At 41.4% G+C, this 24,280-nt stretch carries 22 protein-coding genes and 1 pseudogene; 14 read left to right on the top strand and 9 right to left on the bottom strand.

Annotation, left to right across the window (positions count from 1 at the left end; translation table 11 throughout):
* Positions 1-94: 94 nt before the first annotated feature.
* Positions 95-874 carry a transporter substrate-binding domain-containing protein gene (locus tag L3V23_RS06200; RefSeq protein WP_102965781.1) on the bottom strand — a complete coding sequence of 260 codons (780 nt, stop codon included), beginning with the start codon at positions 872-874 and terminating at the stop codon, positions 95-97.
* Positions 875-1,014: 140 nt separating this feature from the next.
* Here L3V23_RS06200 and L3V23_RS06195 point away from each other — a divergent pair, with 140 nt between their 5' ends.
* On the top strand, positions 1,015-1,962 hold the full coding sequence (locus tag L3V23_RS06195) for a LysR family transcriptional regulator (RefSeq protein ID WP_102953613.1): 948 nt from the start codon (positions 1,015-1,017) through the stop codon (positions 1,960-1,962).
* On the opposite strand, the gene L3V23_RS06190 is transcribed toward L3V23_RS06195, so the two are convergent.
* Positions 1,954-3,870, bottom strand: a complete 1,917-nt coding sequence (locus tag L3V23_RS06190) for a diguanylate cyclase (protein WP_102965782.1) — start codon at positions 3,868-3,870, stop codon at positions 1,954-1,956. The genes L3V23_RS06195 and L3V23_RS06190 overlap by 9 nt on opposite strands.
* A 302-nt stretch (positions 3,871-4,172) precedes the next feature.
* On the opposite strand from L3V23_RS06190, the gene L3V23_RS06185 reads away from it, so the two are divergent.
* Positions 4,173-5,888, top strand: a complete 1,716-nt coding sequence (locus L3V23_RS06185; RefSeq protein ID WP_102965877.1) for a GGDEF domain-containing protein — start codon at positions 4,173-4,175, stop codon at positions 5,886-5,888.
* Positions 5,889-5,943: 55 nt separating this feature from the next.
* Here L3V23_RS06185 and L3V23_RS06180 read toward each other — a convergent pair whose 3' ends face one another.
* Together L3V23_RS06180 and L3V23_RS06175 are read right to left on the bottom strand one after the other, a co-directional pair.
* The gene (locus L3V23_RS06180; RefSeq protein ID WP_042481266.1) at positions 5,944-6,255 is read right to left on the bottom strand and encodes a hypothetical protein; all 312 of its coding nucleotides are present in this window, start codon (positions 6,253-6,255) and stop codon (positions 5,944-5,946) included.
* A gap of 221 nt (positions 6,256-6,476) precedes the next feature.
* Complete coding sequence (locus L3V23_RS06175; RefSeq protein ID WP_042481262.1) at positions 6,477-6,752, bottom strand: hypothetical protein; 276 nt, start codon at positions 6,750-6,752, stop codon at positions 6,477-6,479.
* Between the two features lie 438 nt (positions 6,753-7,190).
* On the opposite strand from L3V23_RS06175, the gene L3V23_RS06170 reads away from it, so the two are divergent.
* A complete protein-coding gene (locus tag L3V23_RS06170; RefSeq protein ID WP_102965784.1) occupies positions 7,191-8,126 on the top strand; it encodes a universal stress protein in 936 nt (311 codons plus the stop codon).
* 654 nt (positions 8,127-8,780) lie between these two features.
* Entirely contained in the window at positions 8,781-9,104 is a 324-nt protein-coding gene (locus L3V23_RS06165) for a DUF1840 domain-containing protein (RefSeq protein ID WP_042481601.1), read from the top strand.
* 151 nt (positions 9,105-9,255) lie between these two features.
* Here the strand turns inward: L3V23_RS06165 and L3V23_RS06160 are convergent, their stop codons facing one another.
* Positions 9,256-9,471 (bottom strand): DUF1127 domain-containing protein, encoded by a 216-nt coding sequence (locus L3V23_RS06160; RefSeq protein WP_102965785.1) that lies wholly within the window; start codon positions 9,469-9,471, stop codon positions 9,256-9,258.
* 100 nt (positions 9,472-9,571) lie between these two features.
* Here L3V23_RS06160 and L3V23_RS06155 point away from each other — a divergent pair, with 100 nt between their 5' ends.
* Both L3V23_RS06155 and L3V23_RS06150 read left to right on the top strand, forming a co-directional pair.
* Positions 9,572-10,522, top strand: a complete 951-nt coding sequence (locus tag L3V23_RS06155) for a LysR substrate-binding domain-containing protein (RefSeq protein WP_102965786.1) — start codon at positions 9,572-9,574, stop codon at positions 10,520-10,522.
* Positions 10,523-10,911: 389 nt separating this feature from the next.
* Positions 10,912-11,628 carry a hypothetical protein gene (locus L3V23_RS06150; protein WP_237292042.1) on the top strand — a complete coding sequence of 239 codons (717 nt, stop codon included), beginning with the start codon at positions 10,912-10,914 and terminating at the stop codon, positions 11,626-11,628.
* Here L3V23_RS06150 and L3V23_RS06145 read toward each other — a convergent pair.
* Positions 11,623-12,246, bottom strand: a complete 624-nt coding sequence (locus L3V23_RS06145) for a glutathione S-transferase (protein ID WP_102965787.1) — start codon at positions 12,244-12,246, stop codon at positions 11,623-11,625. The two genes, L3V23_RS06150 and L3V23_RS06145, sit on opposite strands and share 6 nt — an antisense overlap.
* 102 nt (positions 12,247-12,348) lie before the next feature.
* Between L3V23_RS06145 and L3V23_RS06140 the strand changes: the two genes are divergently transcribed.
* Complete coding sequence (locus L3V23_RS06140; RefSeq protein ID WP_267134727.1) at positions 12,349-13,242, top strand: LysR family transcriptional regulator; 894 nt, start codon at positions 12,349-12,351, stop codon at positions 13,240-13,242.
* Positions 13,243-13,386: 144 nt separating this feature from the next.
* On the opposite strand, the pseudogene L3V23_RS06135 reads toward L3V23_RS06140, so the two are convergent.
* Positions 13,387-13,516 (bottom strand): annotated as a pseudogene (locus tag L3V23_RS06135) (type I methionyl aminopeptidase); the annotation flags it as partial.
* Positions 13,517-13,560: 44 nt separating this feature from the next.
* Positions 13,561-14,463 (bottom strand): LysR family transcriptional regulator, encoded by a 903-nt coding sequence (locus L3V23_RS06130; protein ID WP_102965788.1) that lies wholly within the window; start codon positions 14,461-14,463, stop codon positions 13,561-13,563.
* A gap of 83 nt (positions 14,464-14,546) precedes the next feature.
* Here L3V23_RS06130 and L3V23_RS06125 point away from each other — a divergent pair, with 83 nt between their 5' ends.
* The 7 genes from L3V23_RS06125 to L3V23_RS06095 all read left to right on the top strand — a co-directional run bounded on the left by L3V23_RS06125 (position 14,547) and on the right by L3V23_RS06095 (position 23,897).
* Positions 14,547-15,230, top strand: a complete 684-nt coding sequence (locus L3V23_RS06125) for an NAD(P)H-dependent oxidoreductase (RefSeq protein WP_237292040.1) — start codon at positions 14,547-14,549, stop codon at positions 15,228-15,230.
* Complete coding sequence (locus L3V23_RS06120; RefSeq protein WP_219725627.1) at positions 15,224-15,682, top strand: nucleoside deaminase; 459 nt, start codon at positions 15,224-15,226, stop codon at positions 15,680-15,682. Before L3V23_RS06125 ends, L3V23_RS06120 begins: the two co-directional genes overlap by 7 nt.
* A gap of 735 nt (positions 15,683-16,417) precedes the next feature.
* Positions 16,418-17,029: a DsbA family protein gene (locus L3V23_RS06115; RefSeq protein WP_180980296.1), complete on the top strand. Its 612-nt coding sequence runs from the start codon at positions 16,418-16,420 to the stop codon at positions 17,027-17,029.
* Positions 17,030-17,522: 493 nt separating this feature from the next.
* Positions 17,523-18,659, top strand: coding sequence for a serine hydrolase domain-containing protein (locus tag L3V23_RS06110; protein WP_180980297.1), 1,137 nt, complete (start codon positions 17,523-17,525; stop codon positions 18,657-18,659).
* A 164-nt stretch (positions 18,660-18,823) separates the two neighbouring features.
* A complete protein-coding gene (locus tag L3V23_RS06105) occupies positions 18,824-19,477 on the top strand; it encodes a TetR/AcrR family transcriptional regulator (protein ID WP_102965791.1) in 654 nt (217 codons plus the stop codon).
* A 5-nt stretch (positions 19,478-19,482) separates the two neighbouring features.
* Positions 19,483-20,799: an efflux RND transporter periplasmic adaptor subunit gene (locus L3V23_RS06100; protein WP_102965792.1), complete on the top strand. Its 1,317-nt coding sequence runs from the start codon at positions 19,483-19,485 to the stop codon at positions 20,797-20,799.
* Entirely contained in the window at positions 20,796-23,897 is a 3,102-nt protein-coding gene (locus L3V23_RS06095; protein WP_102965793.1) for an efflux RND transporter permease subunit, read from the top strand. The genes L3V23_RS06100 and L3V23_RS06095 overlap by 4 nt, the downstream gene beginning before the upstream one ends.
* A gap of 132 nt (positions 23,898-24,029) precedes the next feature.
* Here the strand turns inward: L3V23_RS06095 and L3V23_RS06090 are convergent, their stop codons facing one another.
* Complete coding sequence (locus L3V23_RS06090; RefSeq protein ID WP_042481593.1) at positions 24,030-24,245, bottom strand: DUF3820 family protein; 216 nt, start codon at positions 24,243-24,245, stop codon at positions 24,030-24,032.
* Between the last annotated feature and the right edge of the window lie 35 nt (positions 24,246-24,280).

Below are 24,280 nucleotides of genomic sequence, written 5' to 3'. Positions count from 1 at the left end.
TCTTTGAGTTATTGTTTCGCAATGGTTTGGGTGGCGTATTACCACCCATGACGTTGTTACTAAATAGCGATTTTGCCTGTTGAAATTCTGGGTCTTATTGAAGCGTTAAAAGGTTGATTGAGAAGAACTCATCATTAATTTTCTTATACGTGCCGTCTGCGATGATGTTTTCCAGAGCCTGATTCAAGCGTTTTAGTAACTCTTCATCTTCTTTGCGCAGCGCCATTCCCACGCCGTCACCCACATAAGCACGGTCAGTAATTAAGTTGCCCGCTTTTTGACAGCAAGAGCCGTCTTCAGAGTTTATCCAATCTGTCATTGGCATGATGTCACCAGCTTGTGCATCAATACGGCCGCTTGCCAAATCAAGATTTACAGCATCTTGCGTTGGATAAAGGCGAATTTCAGAATCTGGGTATTGAGCAAGAAGGTATTCCGCCTGAGTAGTAGAGCTTTGTGCACCGATGATCATGCCTTTCATTGCAGCAGGAGAGACATCTTTGATTCCGGAGTTCTTATCAACAACGAAAGTCATTGCGGAAGCTTGGTATGGCGCGCTGAAAGAGACCTGTTTTTTACGCTCATCAGTAATAAACATTGAAGCCAGAATTACATCGTATTTCCCCGCAAGTAGCGCTGGAATAATGCCGTCCCAATCTTGTGCGACAAACTCACACTCAATCTTCATGTTGGCGCACAACGCTTTACCTATCTCAATATCAAAACCCGCAAGCTGACCGTCCGCGGTGTAATAGTTAAATGGAGGGTAAGCGCCTTCTGTACCAATTTTTAACGTTTCGGCTGCCGCACCAGTAGAAGCAAGCAGGACGATACCTGAAGCCAGTAAAGTGCTGAGTAATTTTGCTTTTGCCATTGTGATGTCCTTTTCGTAATGGTTGCAGATTGGAATTGTTGTTTATTGAGTATGTGCAAAGTTAGCTAATATCCATAATGATGAATAAATATGATATACATAGCCTGTCGCTATGGATAAGCCACTAAAAGGACGATGAGATGCTGAATGCTAAAGACCGACTACTTCGTAATCTGGATTGGAATTTGCTCTATACCTTTTTAACGATTGTGAATGAAGGAGGAATTAGTGCCGCTGCTCGCAGGTTATCGTTAAGCCAGCCAAGTGTGAGTAACGCTCTTAAGCGATTAGAGGATCATTTGGATAAGCGCCTTATCTTGCGCAAGAAAGGCGTTTTTACCCTCACTTTGCATGGAATGCGCGTGTATGAGTACGCCTCTTCCGTTGGCCGTATTGTCGGAACCATGGCCGATCAGTTTGTAGACCAGACTGATAACATTCAAGGTGAGCTAACTATCGAAATCGCAAGCCATCTTCAATGTCCGGCTTATGATGTGACGCTGGCTCAGTACCACGGATTGTTTCCTAACGTGATTTTCAACGTTAATACGTTCCCCAGCGCAGATATTGTTAACCATGTGGCAGAAGGTGTTCTGCATATTGGCCTTAGTAACAAGAAAATAGCTAAGACAGGTGTTAGGTGTGATTTTCTCGGCTATGAGCAGATGGGCTTCTACTGTGGGCGGGCACACCCGTGTTTCGGCAGAGAAGATCTTACATTGGAAGACATTCGTGGTTTGCCTTACATCTCTTTTGAAAGTGACCAACCCGGTGAGGGCTTAGATGCTATTGCTCAGTTCCGTGACCAACAACAGTTCTGGGGTAAGCTGGTGGCGGTGTCTTCAAACCTTGAAGAAGTCAGACGCATGATTATGGCCGGAATTGGCTTCGGTGCATTAACGGTTGAAAGCGCGAAGCCGTTTGTTGCTCAGGAACTTTTATGGCCTCTGCCGCCGTATGAGTCACTGCCAGTGACCGATATGTACTTGGTTACCCCAGATACAGTGAGTTTGAATGAAATTGAGTCCAAATTTATTCAGATGTTAAAGCAGAACACACAGTCGCTTGTTAGACGAAATTTAAGCTAGTTCTTTAAAGACTTCTACTCGGTTACGCCCGTGATGTTTGGCGCTGTAAAGCGCTTTATCGGCACGTTCGAGTATCTTATCAATGTCTGTATCCAGAGCATTAATGGTAGTAATGCCCATACTGGCGGTACAGTGAATGACGCTGTGATCTAATACCACCGGAGACTCTTCTATCCGCTTACGTATGCGGTTAGTAAAGTGTACCGACATTTCGGCGGTGGTTCCGGTTAGTATCAGGCCAAACTCTTCACCGCCTAAACGACCCACCGAGTCAACTTTACGGATTTCGTCACTGAGAATATTAGCAACCGAGATCAGTACCTTATCGCCTGCACCGTGACCGTAAGTGTCATTAATCGCCTTAAAGTTGTCTAAATCGATGAAAATAACCGTGACAGCGTCACATTGTTTGCGATGGTATCTTTCCATCTCAGTCGCTAGCCGTTCCATAAATACTCTGCGTGTTGGCAATTGGGTTAGCGCGTCTGTAGTGGCGAGTTTGTGGAGTTCCTTTTCCAAACGTATGCGGTCAGTGATATCTCGTGAAGATGCATAGAAATAGCGACCGTCAGCGGTCCTAATCCACTTGGCATTAATTTCTACATCAATAATGCTTCCATCTTTTCTACGATGTTGGGTTTCGAATTTTTTGGCTTCAGTTCCAAAGGTTGCCATAGTCTCGGCAATTTCGTCTGGTTTTAATCTTGCTTCCCAGTCGCGCATATTCAGCTTTGACATCTCTTCTTCGCTGTAGCCAAGCAATTCTGCAAAGGAATGACTAAAAGCAACGATGTTGCCGCTTTTATCGAGGACGTGTATGCCATCGCTCGCCATTTCCATATAGAGTTTGTTTTTCTGATTGAGGTTATTGATTCGTAAATTCAGATCCATCAACTTCTCAATATAGTTGCCACGATTGGTGTAATCAGTGAAAAACTTATTTAATACACTGGCGAAAATGAAACCAAAGACAACGGTAATAAACAAGGTGATTCCCGAGCTATATAGAAAACTCTTGTGAGACATTGATGCCTGCAAATGTGAGTAAGTGCTATTGAGAGAAAGAATTAAAATTAATTCCTGAGGGATTGGCAGGTTGAGTTTTCTCGAGTAAAAAATCGAATTTTGATAAGTACCGTTGTTCACTAACTCCTTAAAATTAGGAATATCTTTATAAATATTATCGTTGCCAGTGTATCGGCTCCATTCTCTGCTGTTGTCATAGTGAAGCAGAATTTCACCGTCGCTATCCACCAGTATTGAATTATATAAAGGCGTATTGGCGAAGGTTACAAATAGTGGCTGGAGAAAATAATTGACGATTAAAATGCCGGAGAAGGTGTCCGTATAAGAAAGGGGCATTACTGCGCGCAGTGTGGGCTTGTATGGTATTTCAACTCGGCCATTGTCTTCATTCAAATCAAGGTTTGAAAACCAAATTTCATCGGGCTGTTTCTCGATAGAGTCATAGAAAAAGTAACGATGAGACTTATTTTGTAGCTTATTGGCTTCAACAATTTTTGCTTGGTCGCCAAGCTGGTCTCTGTCGATTCTGACCACTTCCATTCCGCGGTTGTCGATATAACGGATTTTCATAATATCTTGCTGACTTTCCGCGATGGAGAGTGCCAATTGTTCAAAATCCTGTTTGCCCGTTTTCGGGTTGAGTTGAAACTGATTGAATGACGGACTCATTCTTATCGCTTTAATGGTGTTTTCAGAGTCGGTAAAGAAGTTGGCGAGTAAATTCTCTCTTTCTTTGGTTTTTTGATTGGCGTTGGTTAAAGCTATGGTCTCTGTTTGACCGGAGAATAGCAGCTCTCTTGTTAAAAATTCGGTTACGACAATGATCGCCCCAAAAGATATTAGGATAAAAATGAGTTTTGGAAGGCTTTTATGTAAGCGCATTTATCATTTCCGTTTCCCCTAGTTCTTTAAAGATAGACAGAAATGAAGTGGTTGTTTGTTTGAAATGCGTTTTTTATCTCATACCAAATATTCAACTTCTGTCGAATAACACATCTTTACCGAGAAAATAGGTTAGTTGAGACATATAACTATGTCGTAGATTCCACTTTTGTTCAGTGCGATTCCGATATTAGCTGTAATGGGCAATTAACGGATGATTTTCTTCTCTTATATCTGATATTGTTTTATTAGAGTTGGCTAAAGTTATAGATATGACGATTCAAACTTCACTGGAGAAGGAAATGAAGTTAAAGCCTCAGTTTATGCTAGTTACTGCTTTGGTGTTTATCGTCACGGCTGGCGCAGTATCTTGGTTAGTTCGAACGCTTGCTGAAGGAATCATAGAGCAGTGGGCTCCGCGTTATATTACGAAGCAAACCCTTTACGATAAAAGCCGAACGCTGCAGCCAATCTTGCGTGAGCTGGCGCTTTCTCGTCAGCTTGCTACTTCTAATACCATTAAACAGTGGGCACATTCTCCTCAAAATGAATCTCTGCAAGCTATTGCGCTCGACGAGTTGGAAAACTATCGCCAGAATTTTCAGGACAAAAGCTATTTTGTCGCTTTGCTGAGTAATGGACACTATTACCACAACAACGCGTTAGATGAGTTTCGCGGTAAAGAATTTCGCTACATATTGGACCCGAGCAAGCAAGAAGACAGCTGGTTTTACAACCTAATCGAACAGAAACGCGACATTCATATCAACGTAAACCCTGACGTTGAGCTCGGCATAACTAAGTTGTGGATTGATGTACTGATTAAAGATGGTGAAGATATCTTCGGTATGGTTGGGACGGGGTTGGATCTCACCACCTTTTTAAACAGTGTGGTGGATGAGGTGGAACCGGGCATACACAGCTTCTTTATTGACCACTCAGGAGCGATTCAGCTTCATCGTGATAAAGCGATGATTGATTATGGGTCAGTGATGAAGGCGCATACAGATCACAAGACGATTGATCTGATTTTTGATAATAAAAATGACTTGGATACCATTTACCAGTTGATGCACCAGTTAGAGTCTGGTGACACGCAAGTCGTTACCACTTTTGTTGATATGCAAGGTTCTCGTCAATTGGTGGGCTTGGTTTATCTGCCGGAAATCGACTGGTACAAAATAACCTTGATAGATCTGAGCATTTTCCTTCCTGTCTCTCACTTCACCAAGATCGTTGTCGTGTTTATAGGCACGCTATTGATTGCTCTGATGCTAATGAACTTGGTGCTAAATCGTTTGGTGTTAAACCCAATCAGCGAACTGGATAAAGCGTTGGCATTGTTTGAGAAAGGGCAGAATCCGAAGTCTGAAATTACCAATCGCAGAAGAGGTGAGTTGGGGCGAGTGATTAACCACTTTATTCAGATGGCTGAAACCGTTTTGCAATCGAAGCGAGATCTTGAACTTAAAGTACAAGAAAGAACCGTAGAGCTAGAACGGCTCACACAAATAGACCCGTTAACAGAACTCTATAATCGACGCGGTATGGCTGAGCAGATTGAAGCGAGTCTGAATCGCGCTAAACGTGAAAGCCTTCCATTGGGTTTGTTGTGGATTGATATTGATTGGTTTAAAGATATCAATGATACCTACGGCCATGCGGCTGGAGATGAATCATTAAAAGCGATAGCGGAAGTCATTCGGGAAACCATACGGTCTTATGATATGGCTGCTCGCTGGGGAGGCGATGAGTTTCTCGTGCTGTTGGTCAATGTTGATGAGAATGAGCTGGCTCAGTTGGCGGAACGTTTATGTTTGCAAATCTCTCGTCATGAGTTCTCAGACAGCTTCTCAATCAGTGTGAGTATTGGCGGTTCTATGTACGTGCAAGGGCAAGATATCGACACTCTATTACAAAATGCCGACCAAGCGTTGTATAAAGCCAAAGATAACGGGAGAAACTGCTTTTATATCAATCAAATGAAAGCACTGAGTGTTAATGAAAGTAACGTTTAAAGCGAATTCGCAATATAGGGAACTCGTATAGTCTTCAATTCATCAGGTTTGAAGACTAAGGCCATGCCCGTTTTTTCGCACCACCATTGGCTTTAATCATATCCATGGTTTTTTTCGATTGCTCTTCAATCGATTTCAAGCTTTTCGTTACAGAGTTTTGGAACTCTGCTTTGCCAGAATCGAACTGCTCAGCAGGCGGTGCTGAAGGGGATTTCAACTGATGTACAAGTTGTACTAATTGCTTATTTTGTCCTTCGAGCGCTTTGACCTGAGCGGTGAGTTCTCTGAGCATTCCGCTTTGCTCTCGGATTTTGGATTCAATGCTGTTAAAAGCTTGAAGGATTTGCCCTATGTTTTGTTCTGCCATCAAGATATCCATATTCGATGTACCAACATAGCTAAAGTATAGGCAAAGCTTTTGGTTTTATGAGCGGATTATTGGTCGATGTTAACAAATTTGTTAATTAGCCTTGGCAACAGACGTTAGGCATTCTACCGACTTTCTATAGGCCTCTTGCTGAAACAAGAGGCGTTCACGGGTCGGTAGAGTAGGTGCAAAAGAACTTGTTTCGATGTATTAGGGACGCGCTAGTAATGCTCGTTTTTACTTTTTGCTAAGAGATACTCTTCGACAGCTTTGACGATATCGGGACGATTAATGTACTTGCCAATGAAGTAGGGAGGTACAAAGAAAAACAAGAGGTAAAAAGATTCATCGATGAACTGATTTGCAATTACCACTTCATGATTAAAATAAGCGAATATCGCTAGTGCATCTAGCAAGAAATAGAGTCCACATAACACCACGGACATAATAAGTAACAACCCGAGTAGGTTTCTTAATATCACTTTAGACGTCGTCATTTTTAATCCCTCAAAAATTGAACAAGATCTAACGTACTCCTATTTGCTTGGTTGGTTTCTTGATATGAATCAAGTTTCTTTTTCTGTTCCCGAAAATTAAGTTTTCCTATCTGGTAAGTTTCTCGCCACAAACGGAACTGTAACTTAAGACTATGGGCAATACGTTCGACTAAAACTAAATGATACAGGGTCGTTCTTATCCGATTGTTTCCTGCCATGAATGGTTGACTCCCTGACATCAGTGCATGTATATCAAACTCTTTATCACGAAGTGCTAGGTACAAGTACGTTGACTTGCACTTGGGTATTTTGGGGGTACAGACTTCACTAGTTCTGTTCAATTTCTTTACTAGGACACAATAGCAATTCACGTACTCTTTTCTATAGTTACTTTGTATAAGTTAAAATTGCACAAGATAATTCAGAGGGAGGATAGAAATGATTTTTGATAGGATTTTGATCCCTATAGCCCCAGAACAAGAACTAAACGAATCCCTCCATCAGGCACTTCATTTGTCTAACAAATGTTCGTCGCAGGTAACTTTATTATCCGTCATTAAAGCATTAGATGAGTTTAAAGAGATACATCATATCTCGGGATCCGCATTAGACATACTGGACGAAGCGACTCAGCATTACCACAACGTTTTAAAAGCACACATTCATGAACTGGGAAAGCAATACCCCAACATAAAGTTTGCTACGCAAATTCGCATAGGCATCCCTTTTATTGAAATTATTAAAGAAGCAAAAGAGACTAACTCCTCGCTGATCATGATTGATTCTTATCGCTATACTAAGAAGCAAGCGTGTCAAAGAGGCAGTAATACATTGAATTTAATGCGTAAATCTGAAATTCCTATTTGGTCTGTGAGCAAAAAGCCAAAGGTAATAAGCAACGTAGTGGCGGCAGTTGATTTGACGAACCAAGACTATCAAGATTTCAATTCAAAGCTTATATCTCTAGCCGTAGAGTTTTGTAAAACCGTTGGTGCTAGTCTTACCTGTTGTCACGTTTGGAAGCTTGAATGTGAAGATTTTCTTAAAAACTGGAGCGGTTATTCCGATATTGATATCGCTCTACTTTCGCAGAAATTGCGTAATGAAAGAATGGAAAGACTAAATTCGTTGTTACTTCCGTATGTTAACAACGCCGTACCAATACAGGTTAAATTACTTGAAGGGGAGCCGAGGGATGTATTGCCGAAGTATGTAAGTAGTAATGAGATAGATTTAGTTATTCTAGGTTCAATGTCTAGAGCTGGGATATCTGGCTTTGTGATGGGAAACACGGCTGAGTCTATGATTAACCAACTTGGATGCTCGGTTATAACTCTAAAACCAGATTCATTTAAATCACCTGTATCACAATGAATGAATAGAAATATAGCTAGATTATTACCAACTCAAGGTTGGGGATAACACATACAATGGTAGGACTTTCTACTCAAAAACGTTATTCGGTTCTTCTCCGAAGACATTATCCCCAATATTTTTAAGAATCCTTTAGGGTCTGGTTGAGTAAGTGCCAGTGCCCCAAGTTCTTCTATGCTGTAAATACCACCATTAGCGTTTTTAAATTCAGATTTAAGCCTGTTTTCCAACCTGTGGTATCAGGAAAACCAAACCACTCTCGTTCTCGGCTAAAGTCATTTTCCCGCTTTGGTCCTCATTCTGTAGAATTTCGATTTAGTTCAGTATGAATAACATAACATCACCATCTTCGGCGTATAATCGATAACAAGTGAATGAACTAATACTGGCGAAGAAGATTTAACGGATGTGTTGAGCGATATTTTTTACTCACATTTCCGAATCTGGCTTCATCACGAATTCGCACTACAGAAAAACAACTCATATCAAGTTCACAAGAACAATGTATATCGAAGAATTTTAAGAAAGCCAAAAGGTCCAAGACCTCTGCCAGTTCATAACCTTTTCCATCGTTTATCGAGGTTAAAGGAAGGTGGTCTTTGGAACAAGTTACGCCATAGTTTGGTTTAGATGGCAAGCGAGAGAGGGTTTATTATGTTAGTAACATTTAGCTGTAAAAATCATGCAAATGTCACCATGTTTGGTGAAATCGCACAGGAAATGATAAAAATGATGGGGCATAGTGGGACTGTACCTGGTGCAATTTTGGCACCAAATGTTCCAGAGGCGTTAGCTCATCTAAAGAGCGCGCTTGAACAAGAAAAGCTACGAGATCTTAATATCGCTGAAACGGATGACGAAGATGAAAATGAAAACTCAGAGTACACCGTTTCGATTATTCACAGAGCTTATCCATTGCTTGAGTTACTAAATACAGCCATTGAGGGGAAATGTAACGTTATGTGGGAATCGCAATAACTTACAGGTGCGAGAGACAACTCACACAGCGAGCGGTATGTTGACCAAGCGCATGTCGGAGTACCTCTCTAGCTGTACCCAGATGATACTAATTGGAATGTTCTTCGCCCTAACATTAATCTAGTTAAGTTAGGACGATGGTCGAGATTGACTATTCCCAGAATGCTTTATCTGTTTCTTTTTTTGCAAGCTGCTTGTCTATTCCTAGGTCATCTAAAAGGTAATCGGGTAAATCTTTTAGGTGTTTTCTTGTTACTGAGTTTTGGTGCCAGCGCTTAATGGTAAGTAAGATATTCTTACCTAAGGATAGTGGTGGTTGATCTTGAACTTCAATCCAGTATTTACTGTGCTTTTCTAAGTTATTCATGCGATCACCTATAATTATTGAGTTCGTTATGCTAAATAATCATTGAGGAATAGATGTTTTACAAACGATAGAAATTGATGTTTGGATAAGGAAATCTTAAGTGAAAGAGAAGTTACCGCCATTACGCTGGTTATATTATTTTTATGTAGCAGCCGAGAATGGAAGCTTTAAGGTGGCATCAGAGCAGCTATTTGTTACGGCTGCAGCGATAAGTCAACAAATCCGATTGCTTGAAGAATGGCTAGAATGTGAACTTTTTGTCCGTCAGCACCGAAATGTGGAGTTGACTTCGGAAGGGCATATTTTGTTTGAATCTGTCAAACAAGGCTTTTCTCATATGTATGAGGGTATCCGAAAAATTAATCAGGATCCTACTCCGAATCAGCTTTCCATTTCTGTTCAGCCGACCTTTGCTCAGTACTGGTTAATTCCCAAAATTAAGCAGTTTCGCGCGCAATATCCTCAATTATCTTTAATGATTGACCCAACCAATAGGTTAGTGAATTTTCAGAATGATTTAGTGGATATCAGTATTCGTCATGGAACTGGAAATTATGCTGATTGTGAGTCAGTTTGGCTGATGGATGAGGTTATTTATCCGGTATGTCATAAAAATTATCAGAAAGAAAAACAACTATATGACCTTAGTGATCTCATAAAGGCAGATTTAATTGAAGAGATTTCACCAGATAAGGATTGGCCTAGCTGGTTAGAAACCATGAACTTACCCGTTGTTAATGCCTCTCTCCAATATGAGGGATCTCAATTCGTAATGGATGCAGCTCTAGCTGCTCAGGGAGTGGCATTGGTAAAACATAGTTTTGCTCAACGATACATTCAGGATGGACAATTAGTTCGAATTGGCAATAAAGCAGTAAAATCCAGATACAGCTACTATCTGTGCTCACTTCGTAATCATGCCAATCGTGAGAAAAATAAGATATTTATGCAATGGATAAAGTCTGAGGTAGATGCGGTACATAAAAACGACACATCTGGGATAGATTTACGTGAGTTAAAACCAAATGCCAATGGTGTGATTGAGTTCTAAACCGCGGAAGTAATATTGAACCCCGAAGAAATGGATTAAACAAAAGAATCATAAGCTGCATCTCGCGAAGTCACTTTGATGGTTTGGAGTGTTTGTTTGAGAACGCTACGAAGTACTGCTGCATTCGCCACTCCTGACCGTGTTAACTCTACAGCAATAATTTCATGAGTATCAGCTTCAACGTCTAGAAGGTGAGTCGCTCCTCTCGAATCCTACAACAAAGCCTGAACCGATATAACACATCTTTGCCTAAATTGACCTAATGTTTTTGGTATGAATAAAAGAGGATATCAAGTTGGTATCTATTCCGTTTCCTAAAAGTTGTTTTTTCTTATAAAAGGAATAGTATTACGATTATTATTCAACTTGTTGATTATGAAGAGGGTGTTGTGTATACATGTCGTTATTTAGTACTTTTATTTTTAAGCGTTTATTTTTCTTTTAGTTCAAGCGTGAGTGCAAGTCAGGAAACATCCACATTAGCAGAGAAAATATATGTAAAAAATGATCGGTTGTTTTTTCGAGGAGAGATTACCCATGACTCAATAAATTATGCCTTTTCAGAAATAGAAAAATATAAAGGTAACATTCGATATATGACAGTTAAGAGTCAAGGCGGAGATATTATCCCTGCAATGCAGTTGGGACGATGGATTTATGATCACGATATCGCATTAACTGTGGATCAATGTTTTTCCTCCTGTGCTAATTATTTTTTTACTGCGGCAGCCTCTGTTCATATTAACAAGGGAGCAGTTGTAGGATGGCATGGGGGAGCGTTACAAAAGAATTTCAAGCCTGATGCTGATGCAGATTCATATGATTGGAAACATTGGCACACTATAACAACATTAGAACGCAATTTTTTTGAGCATATAGGAGTAAATGAAGATATTACTATCTACGGTCAGTTAAATGATTTTGCTCTAATGAAAGCAGAACCATCTTGTATCGAGGCTGATAAGAAAGGACATCTAGATGGTTGGACTTTTTCAATTGAGGATCTAAAACATTTTGGAGTTAACCATGTAAGCAGTGACAATAAGGTTCCATCCACCGATTACCCTAATGGTTGGACAGCAGTGTGTATCATTCCTGTTTCATGATTCCTTCCGTAGCCCGACATTCGAAAGTTGCATAGGCACAAAGCCAGCTAGTCCTTCTACTCGTTTGAGCCAAGTTTCCAGAACAGGGTAGTCAGCTAAACTTATTCCGCCTTCTGGTGCTAACTTGATATAACTATAGAGGGCTAAATCCGCAATAGTAGGGTTTGTTCCAACCAACCATTGGCGGCCGTTTTGGTAGTTTTGAAGTTGTTTGAGTAGCTTATGTGCTTCTTGAGTGAGTGGTTCACGGTCTATGCTGCGATTGAACAGGTTCGCTGCGCGTAGTTTGGCTATTGAGCCTGCTAGTCGATGAGCCGCTAGAGAAAGAAACTGTTCGATATTTGCACGTGCTAGAGGCGTATTCGGAAGCCATTGCTGTTCTCTATCATAGACGGTAGCGAGATAAACCAAGATTGCGTTTGAGTCAGAAATAACGATTTCACCATCTACTAATACGGGTATTTGACCAAACGGATTAAGTGCCAAAAACTCTGGTCGTTGATGTTCCCCTGCTGGTAAATCGACGGGAATGAGCTCAAAATTCAATTCGAGGATACTTAAAAGCATGTGTACGCGGTGTGCGTGCCCTGAAAAGGGGTGCCAGTATAGTTTTATCATTGTTTTCTCCTAACTCGTTGTCTGTTAGATATTTAAGAACAACTTGCGAAGAAGAAAAACCCCGCTAACATGGAATGATAATTTCCAGCATGTTGACAATTTATGGACACTATAGATGGAATGAGAACAGTTGTGGCAGTAATAGAAACTGGCTCATTTACCGCTGCTTCAGAGCGTTTAGGTATTTCTAAATCTTTGACTTCCAAATACGTTAATCGCGTAGAAGAGCAGCTCGGAGTCACACTGTTTCATCGCACCACCCGCAAGCTTTCCGTTAATCAGTCGGGCCAAGAATACTACCTTCAAGCACAACAGGTTTTAGCTAAGGTTGACCAGCTTTATCACCAACTCCACTCAAATAATAACGAGGCTTCAGGTCCTTTACGTATAACGGCATCACAGGGTTTTGCAGAAGAGTTATTAAGTCCACTTATTCCTGAGTTCCTGGCTCGTTATCCAGATATACAGATTGATATCATCGTGACCAACCAAAAACTTGATTTAGTGGAACAAGCCATAGACATCGCTTTTCGTGCCAGTGAATTAGATGACTCCAGCTTAAGATACCGTAAGGTCATGTCACTTCAAAGTTCAGTTTACGCCGCGCCTGAGTTAGCAAGACAGTACTGCCATGATCGGGAAATAACACAATTGCCTTGCCTTATCGATAACAATCTTCACTCCACAGCTCGTTGGCCTGTAGCTAACGCTTTGAACCAGAGCAATAGCTGTAATAGTCTCGCCGTACGTGCCGTTTTCAAAAGCAATAGCCCAAGGCTTATTCGTCAGTTGACGCTCTCAGCAGTCGGAGCAAGTTATCAACCCGATATTATCGTTGCACCTTATGTGGAAAAAGGACTACTGCAAAAGCTTGATATTGGTTTTAAACCACTTAAGTATCCATTGAACGCTCTCTACCGTGGAGGTGCTTATCAACCTGAACGAGTGAAAGTCTTTTTAGATTTTGTTATTGGTAAGCTTGGTACAATTGATTGAACACAGCAGATATGTGCTTGCACGTCTATGCCCCGAAATGATTTTGAGGCATAGTTATTGATAATTGGTAGGTGTCCACGTTGAATTAATATTTCTTATGATTTGCTACATATTTGTTTTGATCGAAAGCTTTACTGTCAATCATTACATCGTTGGTAGCTTTTCGTCTTCCCTTAACGTGAGAACCTCATAGCCTGTACTAGTGACTAGTACTGTATGTTCAGATTGAGCTGAGAGTTTTTTCGTCTCTAGTGACCACCGTCCAACCATCTTTTTTGGTTTTTATTCTAGCAGTACCGTCTTGACTGCTAGCTATCATCATTCCTTAAGCAACTTTTCTAGCCATTCTATGAACATAAAGTTCTGCCGAGAAAGATGCATTGCTTTGTTCGCTATGTAGTAACAAAGCTCAGAACAGATCGCGTGGGTGTTCAATTCAGTTAATACGCCTGCCTTTAAATAACCTTGCGAGAGCGTTCTTGAACAGAATACATAAGCGTTTTCCAGCAAGGCTTGTTGTATACCAAATAACTCTTGATCGAAATGTTTAACTTGAACCTGCTTATTCTGTAACCCGTTGAGTTCTAACCATGCTTGCAATGGAACGCTGGGTAAGCTGCTATTTTTCCAATCGGTAGTGTAAATCGTTATTTGTTCTGCCTGGCGAAACTGTGTAGCAGCGTGCGCTGTGCAAAATAGATTAAATTGTTCGACTTTGATTATATCCATGCTTGACTGTTTGTCAGTTTCCCCGAGCCGAATGGGTAACGTGAAGTTGTTGGTGTCAATGCTCTCACCACTTGTGATATTCACCTTACTCTCGGGATAAAGTGTATAAAACGCTTGAAGAGCAGGAATTAAAACCAAAGCCGCAAATGATGACGTGGTAGTCACATTGATTTGTTTATCTTTTTCAGTAATTTTTTCGATCGCAGCTCTAATAGATTGAAATCCCTGGCTGGTAGCCACGGCGAGTTCCTTACCGAGTTCCGTAAGTGTCACTTTTCTTGCTGAACGTGTGAATAAGGTAACGTTTAGTCGATGCTCAAGTTTATTAATGTGATGAGACACTGCTGTTGGAGAAATGGATAATTCAGCCGCAGCGGCCTTAAAACTGCCTAACCTAGCAGCAGACTCAAACGCTTTAAGCGCAGGTAAAGAAACTTGCATGATTGCTACTCTTGAAACAATGAAAGAAAAATTTAGATGAATTTTATTCATCTGTAAATGTCTTTTTCTCGTTTGCGATTTATCCCGTCAAGAAGAAAAATGGTAGACAGATTGAACAAGCAAAGGTACCTAGGATGAGTATTATTTTACACGTAGAATCGAGTGTTAGAGCAATTTCAAATGCCAACCTACAACATGAGTCCATTTCGAAAAAACTAGCAAAAAGGTTTATCAATCAGTTTAAGGTGCAAGGTGCGATAGATGAGTATATATATCGTGATGTCGGAGTAAATTCACCTCAATTTATTACCCAAGACTGGATAGGCGCGGTGTTTACACCAGAGCTAGAAAGAACCGAACAGCAGCAACATCTTTTGGCGCAGTCAGATGAGCTTATTACTGAGGTAGAAAAAGCGAATATCCTCGTCATTTCGTCGCCAATGTATAATTACGGGATGCCAGCGCAGTTAAAAGCGTGGTTTGATCAAATTATACGCATCAACAAAACCTTTGACTTTGACTTAGCACGTGGTGATCAGCCCTTGGCACCTCTATTGTCTGACAAGATTTTAGTAATCGTTACTTCAAGTGGTGAGTTTGGCTTCGAAAAAGGAGGAGTAAATGAAGCATCCAGTCATTTGGTGCCGCATTTACGCACTTTAAGTAAATATTTAGGTGTGGCAGAAATTTACGAGATAGCGTCTGAGTATCAGGAGTTTGCCGATTATAGACATGAAAAATCATTGCAAATGGCAGAACTCAAAGCTGATGAACTCGCATGTAAGTTAGCCGAGAAAGGGAGGCTAGAAACATGTTAGACACAATGAAAATTACCTATTTTGCTAGAAAGACAATTGCGCTCGCTCAGCAACAAGTCGAAAAAGGCGGTCTACCTTTTTCATCTGTAATTGTTAACCAACAGGGTGATTGTATAGCTGAGGGGGTAAATCAAGTCAATGAGTTAAATGATTGTACGGCTCATGCAGAAATACAAGCGATTAGAAAAGCTTGTGAGAAGTTAGGGCGTACCACTCTGAAAGGTTCAACCTTGTTCGCTTCTGGAGAGCCATGTGGTTTATGTTATATGGCGATACGTCTAGCTAAAATCAGTCACATTGTGATTTTGCTAGATAGAAATGAAGTCAAGCAGGTCGGATTTGATTATCTTTGGACCTATCAGCCGCAACATGATGTGGTACCTAGCTTTAAGGTTGAGAACCTACCCTATGAGTTTAAACTAGCTCCATTTATTCAGTGCCAAAAAGCTTAGATTCGATTGGGTTCTGATTAAAGCGTTAGGGCAAGGTGGACCTAGCTAAGGCAATGCTCCCCGAGTATTCTTGTCTAGAGCATACTGGATAGCCAAATAGTCAGTAAATACTGGCCAATATCCCGGTTTTTTAATGCCTACAGTTGGCACAAGAAGTGTGTACCATTTTGCATTTATACCTTAGACAACTTGAAAAACTTAAGCTCATTGAGTTACTGGGGCACAACGCTTGTAAATTGTTGGTGCCGACACATACGTCATTTGAAAAAGGTTCTAAGTTTCCACAATTCTTTACCAGCCAAGTGTTGAACCAGCTTCAAGATAGAGTTATTGATTTACAGAGGATAACCAAGCATTCCTTATTTCTTTAAAAGCAGAACTCACACATGAGGAGTTTATCGAGATGACTCACAAGTTAGATGAGTGGATGTTTAATAAACTGCGCGAAAGCCAAGATCTTAGGGCCCGTGAGGGGTTAACTGTAGCACCTTATACATTTGGTTTTATGGCAGGTGATTAAAGAGAATACGGATTAAATTCCCCTTTTCCTCTAACTAAATTATTGATTATAAATGGAACTTCAATTGAAAAGACGGTATAACAAGGTCGTAAGCGCGGACAAAAAACTTGTTGGCTGTTACGCCTCGCTACACATTTTAGCCAACAATTTTTTGCCGGTTACAGCGGCGTTAGGTATGTGTCAGAGATGTTCCCACTAAAATGGAGAGTAATGCAATGCGGTTTATCTATGTCATGGATCCTATGTGTGCTTGGTGCTTTGCTTTTCAACCTGAGTTGGAACAATTCTTGGAAAAGCACCCTACTGCAAAGGTTGACTGGATAATGGGGGGCCTAGCTCCTGATAATGATGTGCCTATGGATGATAATCTGAAGGAAACCATTTCTTCTTATTGGTATCAAATAGAGAAGGTGTCTCACGTAACTTTTAATCATAGTTACTGGGAGTTGAACATACCTTATCGTTCAACATATCAAGCTTGTCGGGCCGTAATATCCGCTGAAAACATGGTAGAAAGTAGCTCTGAGAAAATGGTAAAGGCTATTCAATCAGCTTATTACTTTGAAGCTAAAAATCCGTCGTTGAATCAAACATTGATTGACTGCGCTAAGTCGCTCAATTTGAGTGAAAGCCAGTTTGCACTCAAGTTGAAATCGAAAGAAATAGAGCAGCAGTTTCAGGAGCATTTATATATAGCAGCTCGTTTAAAAGTAAGTGGTTTCCCGGCTCTTTTCTATGTCTCAGAAAGTAATCAGGCTTATCCTTTAGCACTTGGATATTGCAAGTCAAAGGAGCTTTCAAAGCGATTTACCCAAGTAAACACATAACAAAGGTTCAAGAGAAGGTGCAACGCGTGGTTTTTACTTTGCCGTGGTCTATGTGATGACGGTGTTATGTTCTCTGTTCAAATTTGAAGCTTATTTATTTTCTGAAATCTTGCTTTGAAGGTCCATATTCTTAATAGGTTTTGTTGGTGTCGAAAGGACATTTTATTTGTTGTGATAAATACAGCGTTTCTTTACCTAACTTGGTGGACAAATTCGCTCTGAATTAAACTTTTCCGATCTTTAAACTCGTTTTTTGTGTATTGGGTTTTCTTTTTGGTGTGAATTTATATATACAATCAAATGCATATTTTTGAAATGTTAAGACGGACTGTGAACGCTTGGCGTTTTTAGTATGAGTTGAGTTTACGTAATAGCGTTTCCAGTCTCTTGGCTTAGCATTATGTCTGCATTTTGAGTCATGCTTTTGCTCGTTCGAAGTGATGATACTTGAAAGGTTTTGAGGCTATCTTGTTACTATCGTAAGGAATTAGGTGTGAAGGCTTTTAAAGAAACTTGTTTTGTGATTGGTTTTTTATTCTTGTTAGGCTGTACGAGTAACGACAATGGTGATTTGGTTAGAAGCTTTAGTGATTTGAACGAGACAACGCCAGGATGTGCAGTTGGGATCATAAAAAATAACCGTTTTCTCTACGAGGGATATTTTGGCCAATCTAACTTGAAGTACAATATTCCGATAGATAAAAAGACAGTCTTCAACATTGGCTCTAACAGCAAGCATATCACTGCTTCATTGGTGTTATTACTAGAAAGTGAAGGTAAGCTTTCCCGATCCGATAGTCTTGAAAAATATTACCAAGATGGCCCTGATTGGTTCAAGGATATAACGCTCTATCACTTGCTCCACCATCAAAGTGGTTTACCTGACTATATTAATGATATCGAAACAAGGAATGGAGTCATTCGTCAACTTGTCAATGAATCAGAATTGGCTAGTGGGTTAACTATAGGGCAACCAATTCCCAAAGATACAGTGACAACAGCGGTTGTAAATTGGATGAAAGGTTTGGACTCTCCAATTTTTAAATCAGGCTCTTTAGCGATATATAGTAATACAGGTTATCTGTTATTGGCCGATATTGTTGAGAAGGCAAGTGGTGTTGAATTTAATAAACTTGCCGAAGATAGGTTATTTAAACCACTTGGCATGGAATCGACAACAATACATGGAAAGTTAAATGGTGAGATTAAATGGAGTGCGACAGGATATATTGATTTTGGCGATGGTGTGTATCGTCCAACTGAAAACAATATCGTGACGCAAGGTACTAGTGGGGTAAAAACCACATTATCTGATTATGCTAAGTGGATAAGTCACCTGATGACTCCAAAAACCGATAAAGAGCTTTGGGTTTCATTTCTCAACCCTGATGATCCTGTTTACGGCAAAGCACCGACTTGGAAGTCAGGGCTTCAACATTATTCTAATGGTCTTGTAATTTTTCGCACCAATAAGGGTAGTTCATATACCCATGGTGGATTATCTATCGATGGTATGGCAAGTGATTTTTGGTTTTCACCAAAATTGAAGCTAGGTTACATTCAGCTTTGCAATTTTAATACTACAAGGCGAGTAGATATTTTGGCGTTAGCCGAGCAATATGGCGGTTGACTATAAGGCTAATTGGCAGCAACTACAGGCGCTTTCTTGGGATTGAACTACCATCAAATCTTAAAAATTAATCATTTACGTAAATATTGCTTAATTATTGTCATATCCGTAAGTTCACCATCACTCTATAATTAATCAGACATTTAATTAAAGGGACTTTACGTGTGACCACCCATAACAGAAAAGCAGGTCGCCCCAGGGACAATAATATAGACGTTAGGCAAAAGCTTATCGAGCATGCTCGTGAACTGTTCACGAGCATGCCTTACGATAAAGTTTCAAATCGTCAAATTGCCAATCAAGCTGGTGTGAACATCGCGATGATTCACTATTATTTCGGCAACAAAGAAGGGCTATTTGAAACGGTGATACGAGAAACGATCAATCCTATGAAAGAACGCATACATATGATGGTCAAAGACAGTTCACAAAAGAACTTTCTCGACATTATGCGAACCTATTATCATGAAATGTTCAAAATTCCACAGTTTCCCCGTTTAGTGTTTCAAATCATGCACATGGATACATCGGATACTCAGCGGAAACTGCTCGAAAAAGTGTTCGCTGATATCAGTCAACCCATGCAAATGGTGATGTTTGACAAGCTCGTCAACAGTAATATTTTAAAACCTGATGTCGAGCCTGAATTATGTAAAGTCTCCTATTTTAGCTTGATGGCCTTTCCTTTTATTGCCCCGCCAGGTCTCCTTTCCCTACACGGTATTGAGCTTTCTGAAGATTTCCTTAACCGACTGCTTGAACACAACATAAAACTGATGACTGATGGCATGCTACAACCCAAAAACTTGCAGGATTAACACTTATGAAAATCAATAAAAAATTACTGTTTTTTCCGGCACTTGCCATAGGGGTAATCACGTTAATACTTGCCATAAAACTTAAGCCTGATTTACCCGTTAAGCCTGCTGCCGATCGCGCACGTTTGGTGGAAACTGTCCCGTTGCAACGCCAAGCTATAGCGCCACAAGCAATTGGCTATGGCAAGATTGCGCCCAAGGTTGAATGGAAAGCCATTGCAGAAGTAACGGGCAAAATCGTCTACCGACACCCTAAATTAGAAAAAGGCCAAATTCTTCAGGCTGGAACAGAAATACTGCGTATCGATCCACTCGACTACGAACTTAAGTTGGTCCAAGCACAGGCGGACCTCAGTTCTGCTCAAACTTCTCTTGCTAAGCTAAGCCAAGAAGAGCGAAATCTAGAGCAGACGCTTAAAATTGAGCGTAATCGTTTAGTGATCGCCAACAAAGAGCTCGAACGTAAACAAAATTTACGTACCAAAGGACTCACTTCACAATCAGATGTCGATCAGCAAGAGCAAAGCGCACTTTCACAACGCAAATTAGTGCTCGACATTGAAAATCAAATCGGTTTGATGCCCGACGAAAAACGGGTTGCCGAAGCTTTGGTCAAAGTTAACTCATCTAAAGTGGAAGAAGCGCATCGTTCACTGGAAAAAACCATCATTACTTTGCCCGATGACCTGCGTATTGCTCAAGTTGACAATGAGCAATATCAGGTTGTTAACCTGCAGCAAACCATGGTAACCGCACACGGTATGGACATAATGGAAGTTGAGGCTCAACTTTCTATTCATGATATGCGCACGCTCGCCTCAAGTATTGGTAAAGTTAACCGCAATGAATCGGGGATTCCCCAACCCGATATGACCTTTATTGACGCGAGTATTGAATTTAGCAGCGGCAATATGAAGGCAAGTTGGCCTGCGAAAGTGAGCCGAATTAGCGAAACCGTAGACCCAAATCAGGCCACTGTCGGTGTGATTCTGGAGATCCAACAAGATTATCGTCATCTAAATCTAAGCTCGCGACCTCCACTTGTCAACGGCATGTTCGTCAGAGCGTTTATCGAAGGGCAGCCGAATCCAAGCTGGGTGATTCCTGAACGAGCATTGCATGGCGATAAAATTTATTTGATGGATGAGGATAATAAGCTGGTGATTGAAACCGTGTCGGTTCTCTACCGTCGTGACAACCAAGTCGTGGTAGAAGGTGACCTAGAGGAAGGGCAAAAGCTGATTCTCAACGATCTGCTACCAGCGATTAACGGCATGCTGCTTAAAGAGGCTGACAAAGGCCACGAGGAGTCAGCGCTATGATTCGATTCTTTGCCAAACATCCAACCGCAGCCAACTTGCTGATGTTGTGTTTGCTTGTATTGGGGGTGACATCGTTATCCAACATTAAGCGCGAGACTTTCCCTGCATTCGATCCTGCTTACATAATGGCAGGCGTGGTCTACCCCGGAGCTTCTCCACAAGAAGTAGAAGAGAGCATTTGTGTTCGAATGGAAGATGCGGTTGATGGTCTTGCTAATATTGAAGAGACGCAATGTGAAGCTATTGAGGGCTCGGCAAGACTGATCTTGAAGCTCAACGGGAAAGCGGACATCGGACGAATGTTGGTCGATGTGCAAACCCAGATCAACTCGATCAATGATTTTCCACAGGAGATTGAATCTCCAGTGGTACAGGAACTGGACTGGAATGAACCTGTGGTGGACGTGGCTATTACCGCAGATACTACTTGGCCGGAATTGAAAGCTTACGCAGAACAGCTTAAGCGTACATTAAAGCTCGATTACGACGTTTCTCTGGTTAATATAGCGGGGTTTTCTGATCACCAGTTTCGTGTCGAATTGGACTCGAAAGCCATGCGTCAACTTGGCTTGAGTGTCGGCGACATTGCCACTCAAATTGGTCGTCAGAACATTAAGTTACCAAGTGGTTATATTGAAACACCAGACAAGAACTTTCTTATCCGTTTTGATGACAGGCGTATATCACCGGAGCAACTTGAACTGATCGTCATTGGCTCTGGAGCCAACGGCTCACTGATTCGACTTAAAGATATTGCTATGATTACCGACCGCTTCGAATTAGATGAACAAAAAGTTCTTTTCGATGGTCACCCTTCAGCCCTGCTCAAAGTGAGTAAGAACAAAGAAGATGATGCGCTTAGAATCAAAGAGCGCGTCGCTCAGTTCGTTGAGCAGCAACAAGCAATCGCTCCTGATGGTGTCAGACTAGAAATGACTAATGATATCTCGTCTGTACTGTGGGACCGCTTAAGCATGATGTTTAATAATGGTTGGCAAGGTATCATACTCGTGTTCGCAACCATGTGGCTGTTCTTTAGTTTTCGTTATTCATTCTGGGTTGCAGCTGGCTTACCCGTTGCTTTCCTTGGTGGTTTATTTCTGATGGCGCAACTCGGGCTGTCAATTAACGTCATGTCTCTTGTCGGCCTGCTGATGGCGGTCGGTATTATGATGGACGATGCGATTGTGATTGCCGAATCCATTGCCTCTCACCTTGATAGGGGGGAAGATGTCGATAATGCCGTTATCAAAGGAGTGAAAAAAGTCCTTCCTGGGGTTGTTTCTTCTTTCCTTACCACTGTGTGTATTTTCGGTAGCTTGTTGTTTTTGCAAGGCGAAATGGGGGCTGTGCTCAAAGCCGTTCCACAAGTGCTGATTCTCGTTCTGATGCTGAGTTTAGTTGAAGCTTTTCTAATTCTTCCTAACCATTTATCGCATTCACTGCATAAAGAGAAGAATGAAAAACCACCTGCAAAATTTAAAAAGAAACTCCTTGATGGTTTTGAGAACTTTCGCAATACAACTCTAGTCAACGCCGTGGAGAAAGTGGTTGAGTTTCGTTACGCCTTTATCGGTGGGATTCTTACACTACTTCTGATTTCCGTAGCTACTATAGCTGGAGGTTTACTCAAGTTTCAGCCTTTCCCGGAGTTAGACGGTGATATCGCCGAAGCACGCATCATTCTGCCCCCTGGGTCATCACTGTCTCAAACTGAGGCCGTGGTTGGCAAGCTCGTTGCGTCTGCTCAGAAGCTAAACAAAGAATGGACACGAGATGTTGAAAACGGTGTTCCACTAATTGAGCATATAACCAGTCAGTTTAATGCCAATGCTGACGCTGACGAGTCGGGACCACATATCGCCACCGTTCGACTTGATCTACTCGGTGCAGAAAGCCGCAATACCGTGATTGATGAGTTCATCACCGCTTGGCGTCAAGATATTGGTGAACTGGCTGATCCCATTTCGCTGGTCTTTAAACAACCAACCATGGGGCCGGGTGGGCGTGCGATTGAAATTCGCGCCAAACATGATGATCTCGATGAACTCAAAGCGGCTTCAATAGATATTCAGCAGTATCTCAACGAATTCGATGGGGTACATGGCGTGCTTGACGATATGCGTATGGGTAAAGAAGAGGTGCTAGTCAAACTTCGCCCAGGCGCTGAAACTTACGGTATCAATGGTCAATTGGTTGCTAATCAGTTACGTGCGGCCTTTTTTGGTCAGACCGCTGATGAAATTCAGGTTGGTGTCGAAAACATCTCAATTGAAGTGCGTCTCGATAAAATTCAAGCGGGCGACTTACAACAGTTGGCAAATTTTCCAATCATCATGTCGGATGGTAGTCAGATACCACTGGCAACCATCGCAACGTTAGATTTTCAACGTAATTATGTTCGAATCCAACGTATTGATGGCCTAAGAACTATTAGCGTATTTGGTGATGTCGACAGTACCAAAGCCAGCTCAACTGCAATCATCGCTCAATTCCAACGTGAAGAAGCGTCTAAACTGATGGCGAAATACCCAGGGTTACGTTTCGATTTTGAAGGCCAAACCAAAGATACCGCCGAAACTGGCGCTTCAATGGGCAAAGGTTTCTTACTCGGTCTGTTCGGTGTGTTTGTCATACTTAGTTATCAGTTCCGTAGCTATCTCGAGCCCGTAGTCGTTATGCTTGCGATCCCATTAGCTTTCATTGGCGTGGTTTGGGGACACATATTGCTCGGTCACTCACTGAGCATGCCTAGTTTGTTGGGTTTTGTTTCACTAGCGGGCATCGTGGTTAACGATTCGATCTTGCTAGTGCAGTATATACGTCATCACGTCGATGAAGGTGATAGCGTTCACGACTCTGTGGTGAAAGCAAGCCGAGAACGTTTCAGAGCGGTGTTTTTGACTTCGATGACCACGGCTGCGGGTTTACTCCCTATATTGACTGAAACCAGCTTGCAAGCTCAGGTCATTCAACCTTTAGTCATCTCTATTGTGTTCGGAATTTTTGCTTCAACCTTGTTGGTGTTATTTATGATCCCGGCAGCTTATTCGGTTCTTGAAGACTTCGGCTTGGTACATAAACACGAGGAAATCTAATTAAGGCAAAGCGGGTTAATTGAGCCGCTTTGCCTTAAGTTAAAATGTTTCTGCTGAGTTTGCTTCTCATCATTAAACCGCTATTGTCTGAGTTTTAAGGCTGGAGGAGGCTGAGCGGTTTACTCGGAAAAGCTACATCCGTTTCAACGGCTTAACAACGCTATCTAATCCTTCAATTTTTAGTGCCAGACAGAGTTGAAGCAATTGACCTAGCTCGCCTGCGGGCCAGCCTTTTTTGTCAAACCACAACAGGTATTCTTCAGGTAGATCAATCAGTACTCGGCCTGCGTATTTGCCAAAGGGCATTTGAATGCGTGCAAGTTTGATGAGGTTTTCTTTTTCTAACATGAATGGATCGCCGATCTGTTGCGTTATTTCTGAGT

Source organism: Vibrio sp. A1-b2 (assembly GCF_021726015.1).
Lineage (GTDB): Bacteria > Pseudomonadota > Gammaproteobacteria > Enterobacterales > Vibrionaceae > Vibrio > Vibrio diazotrophicus.
This window is presented reverse-complemented; position numbering and strand designations above follow the sequence as displayed.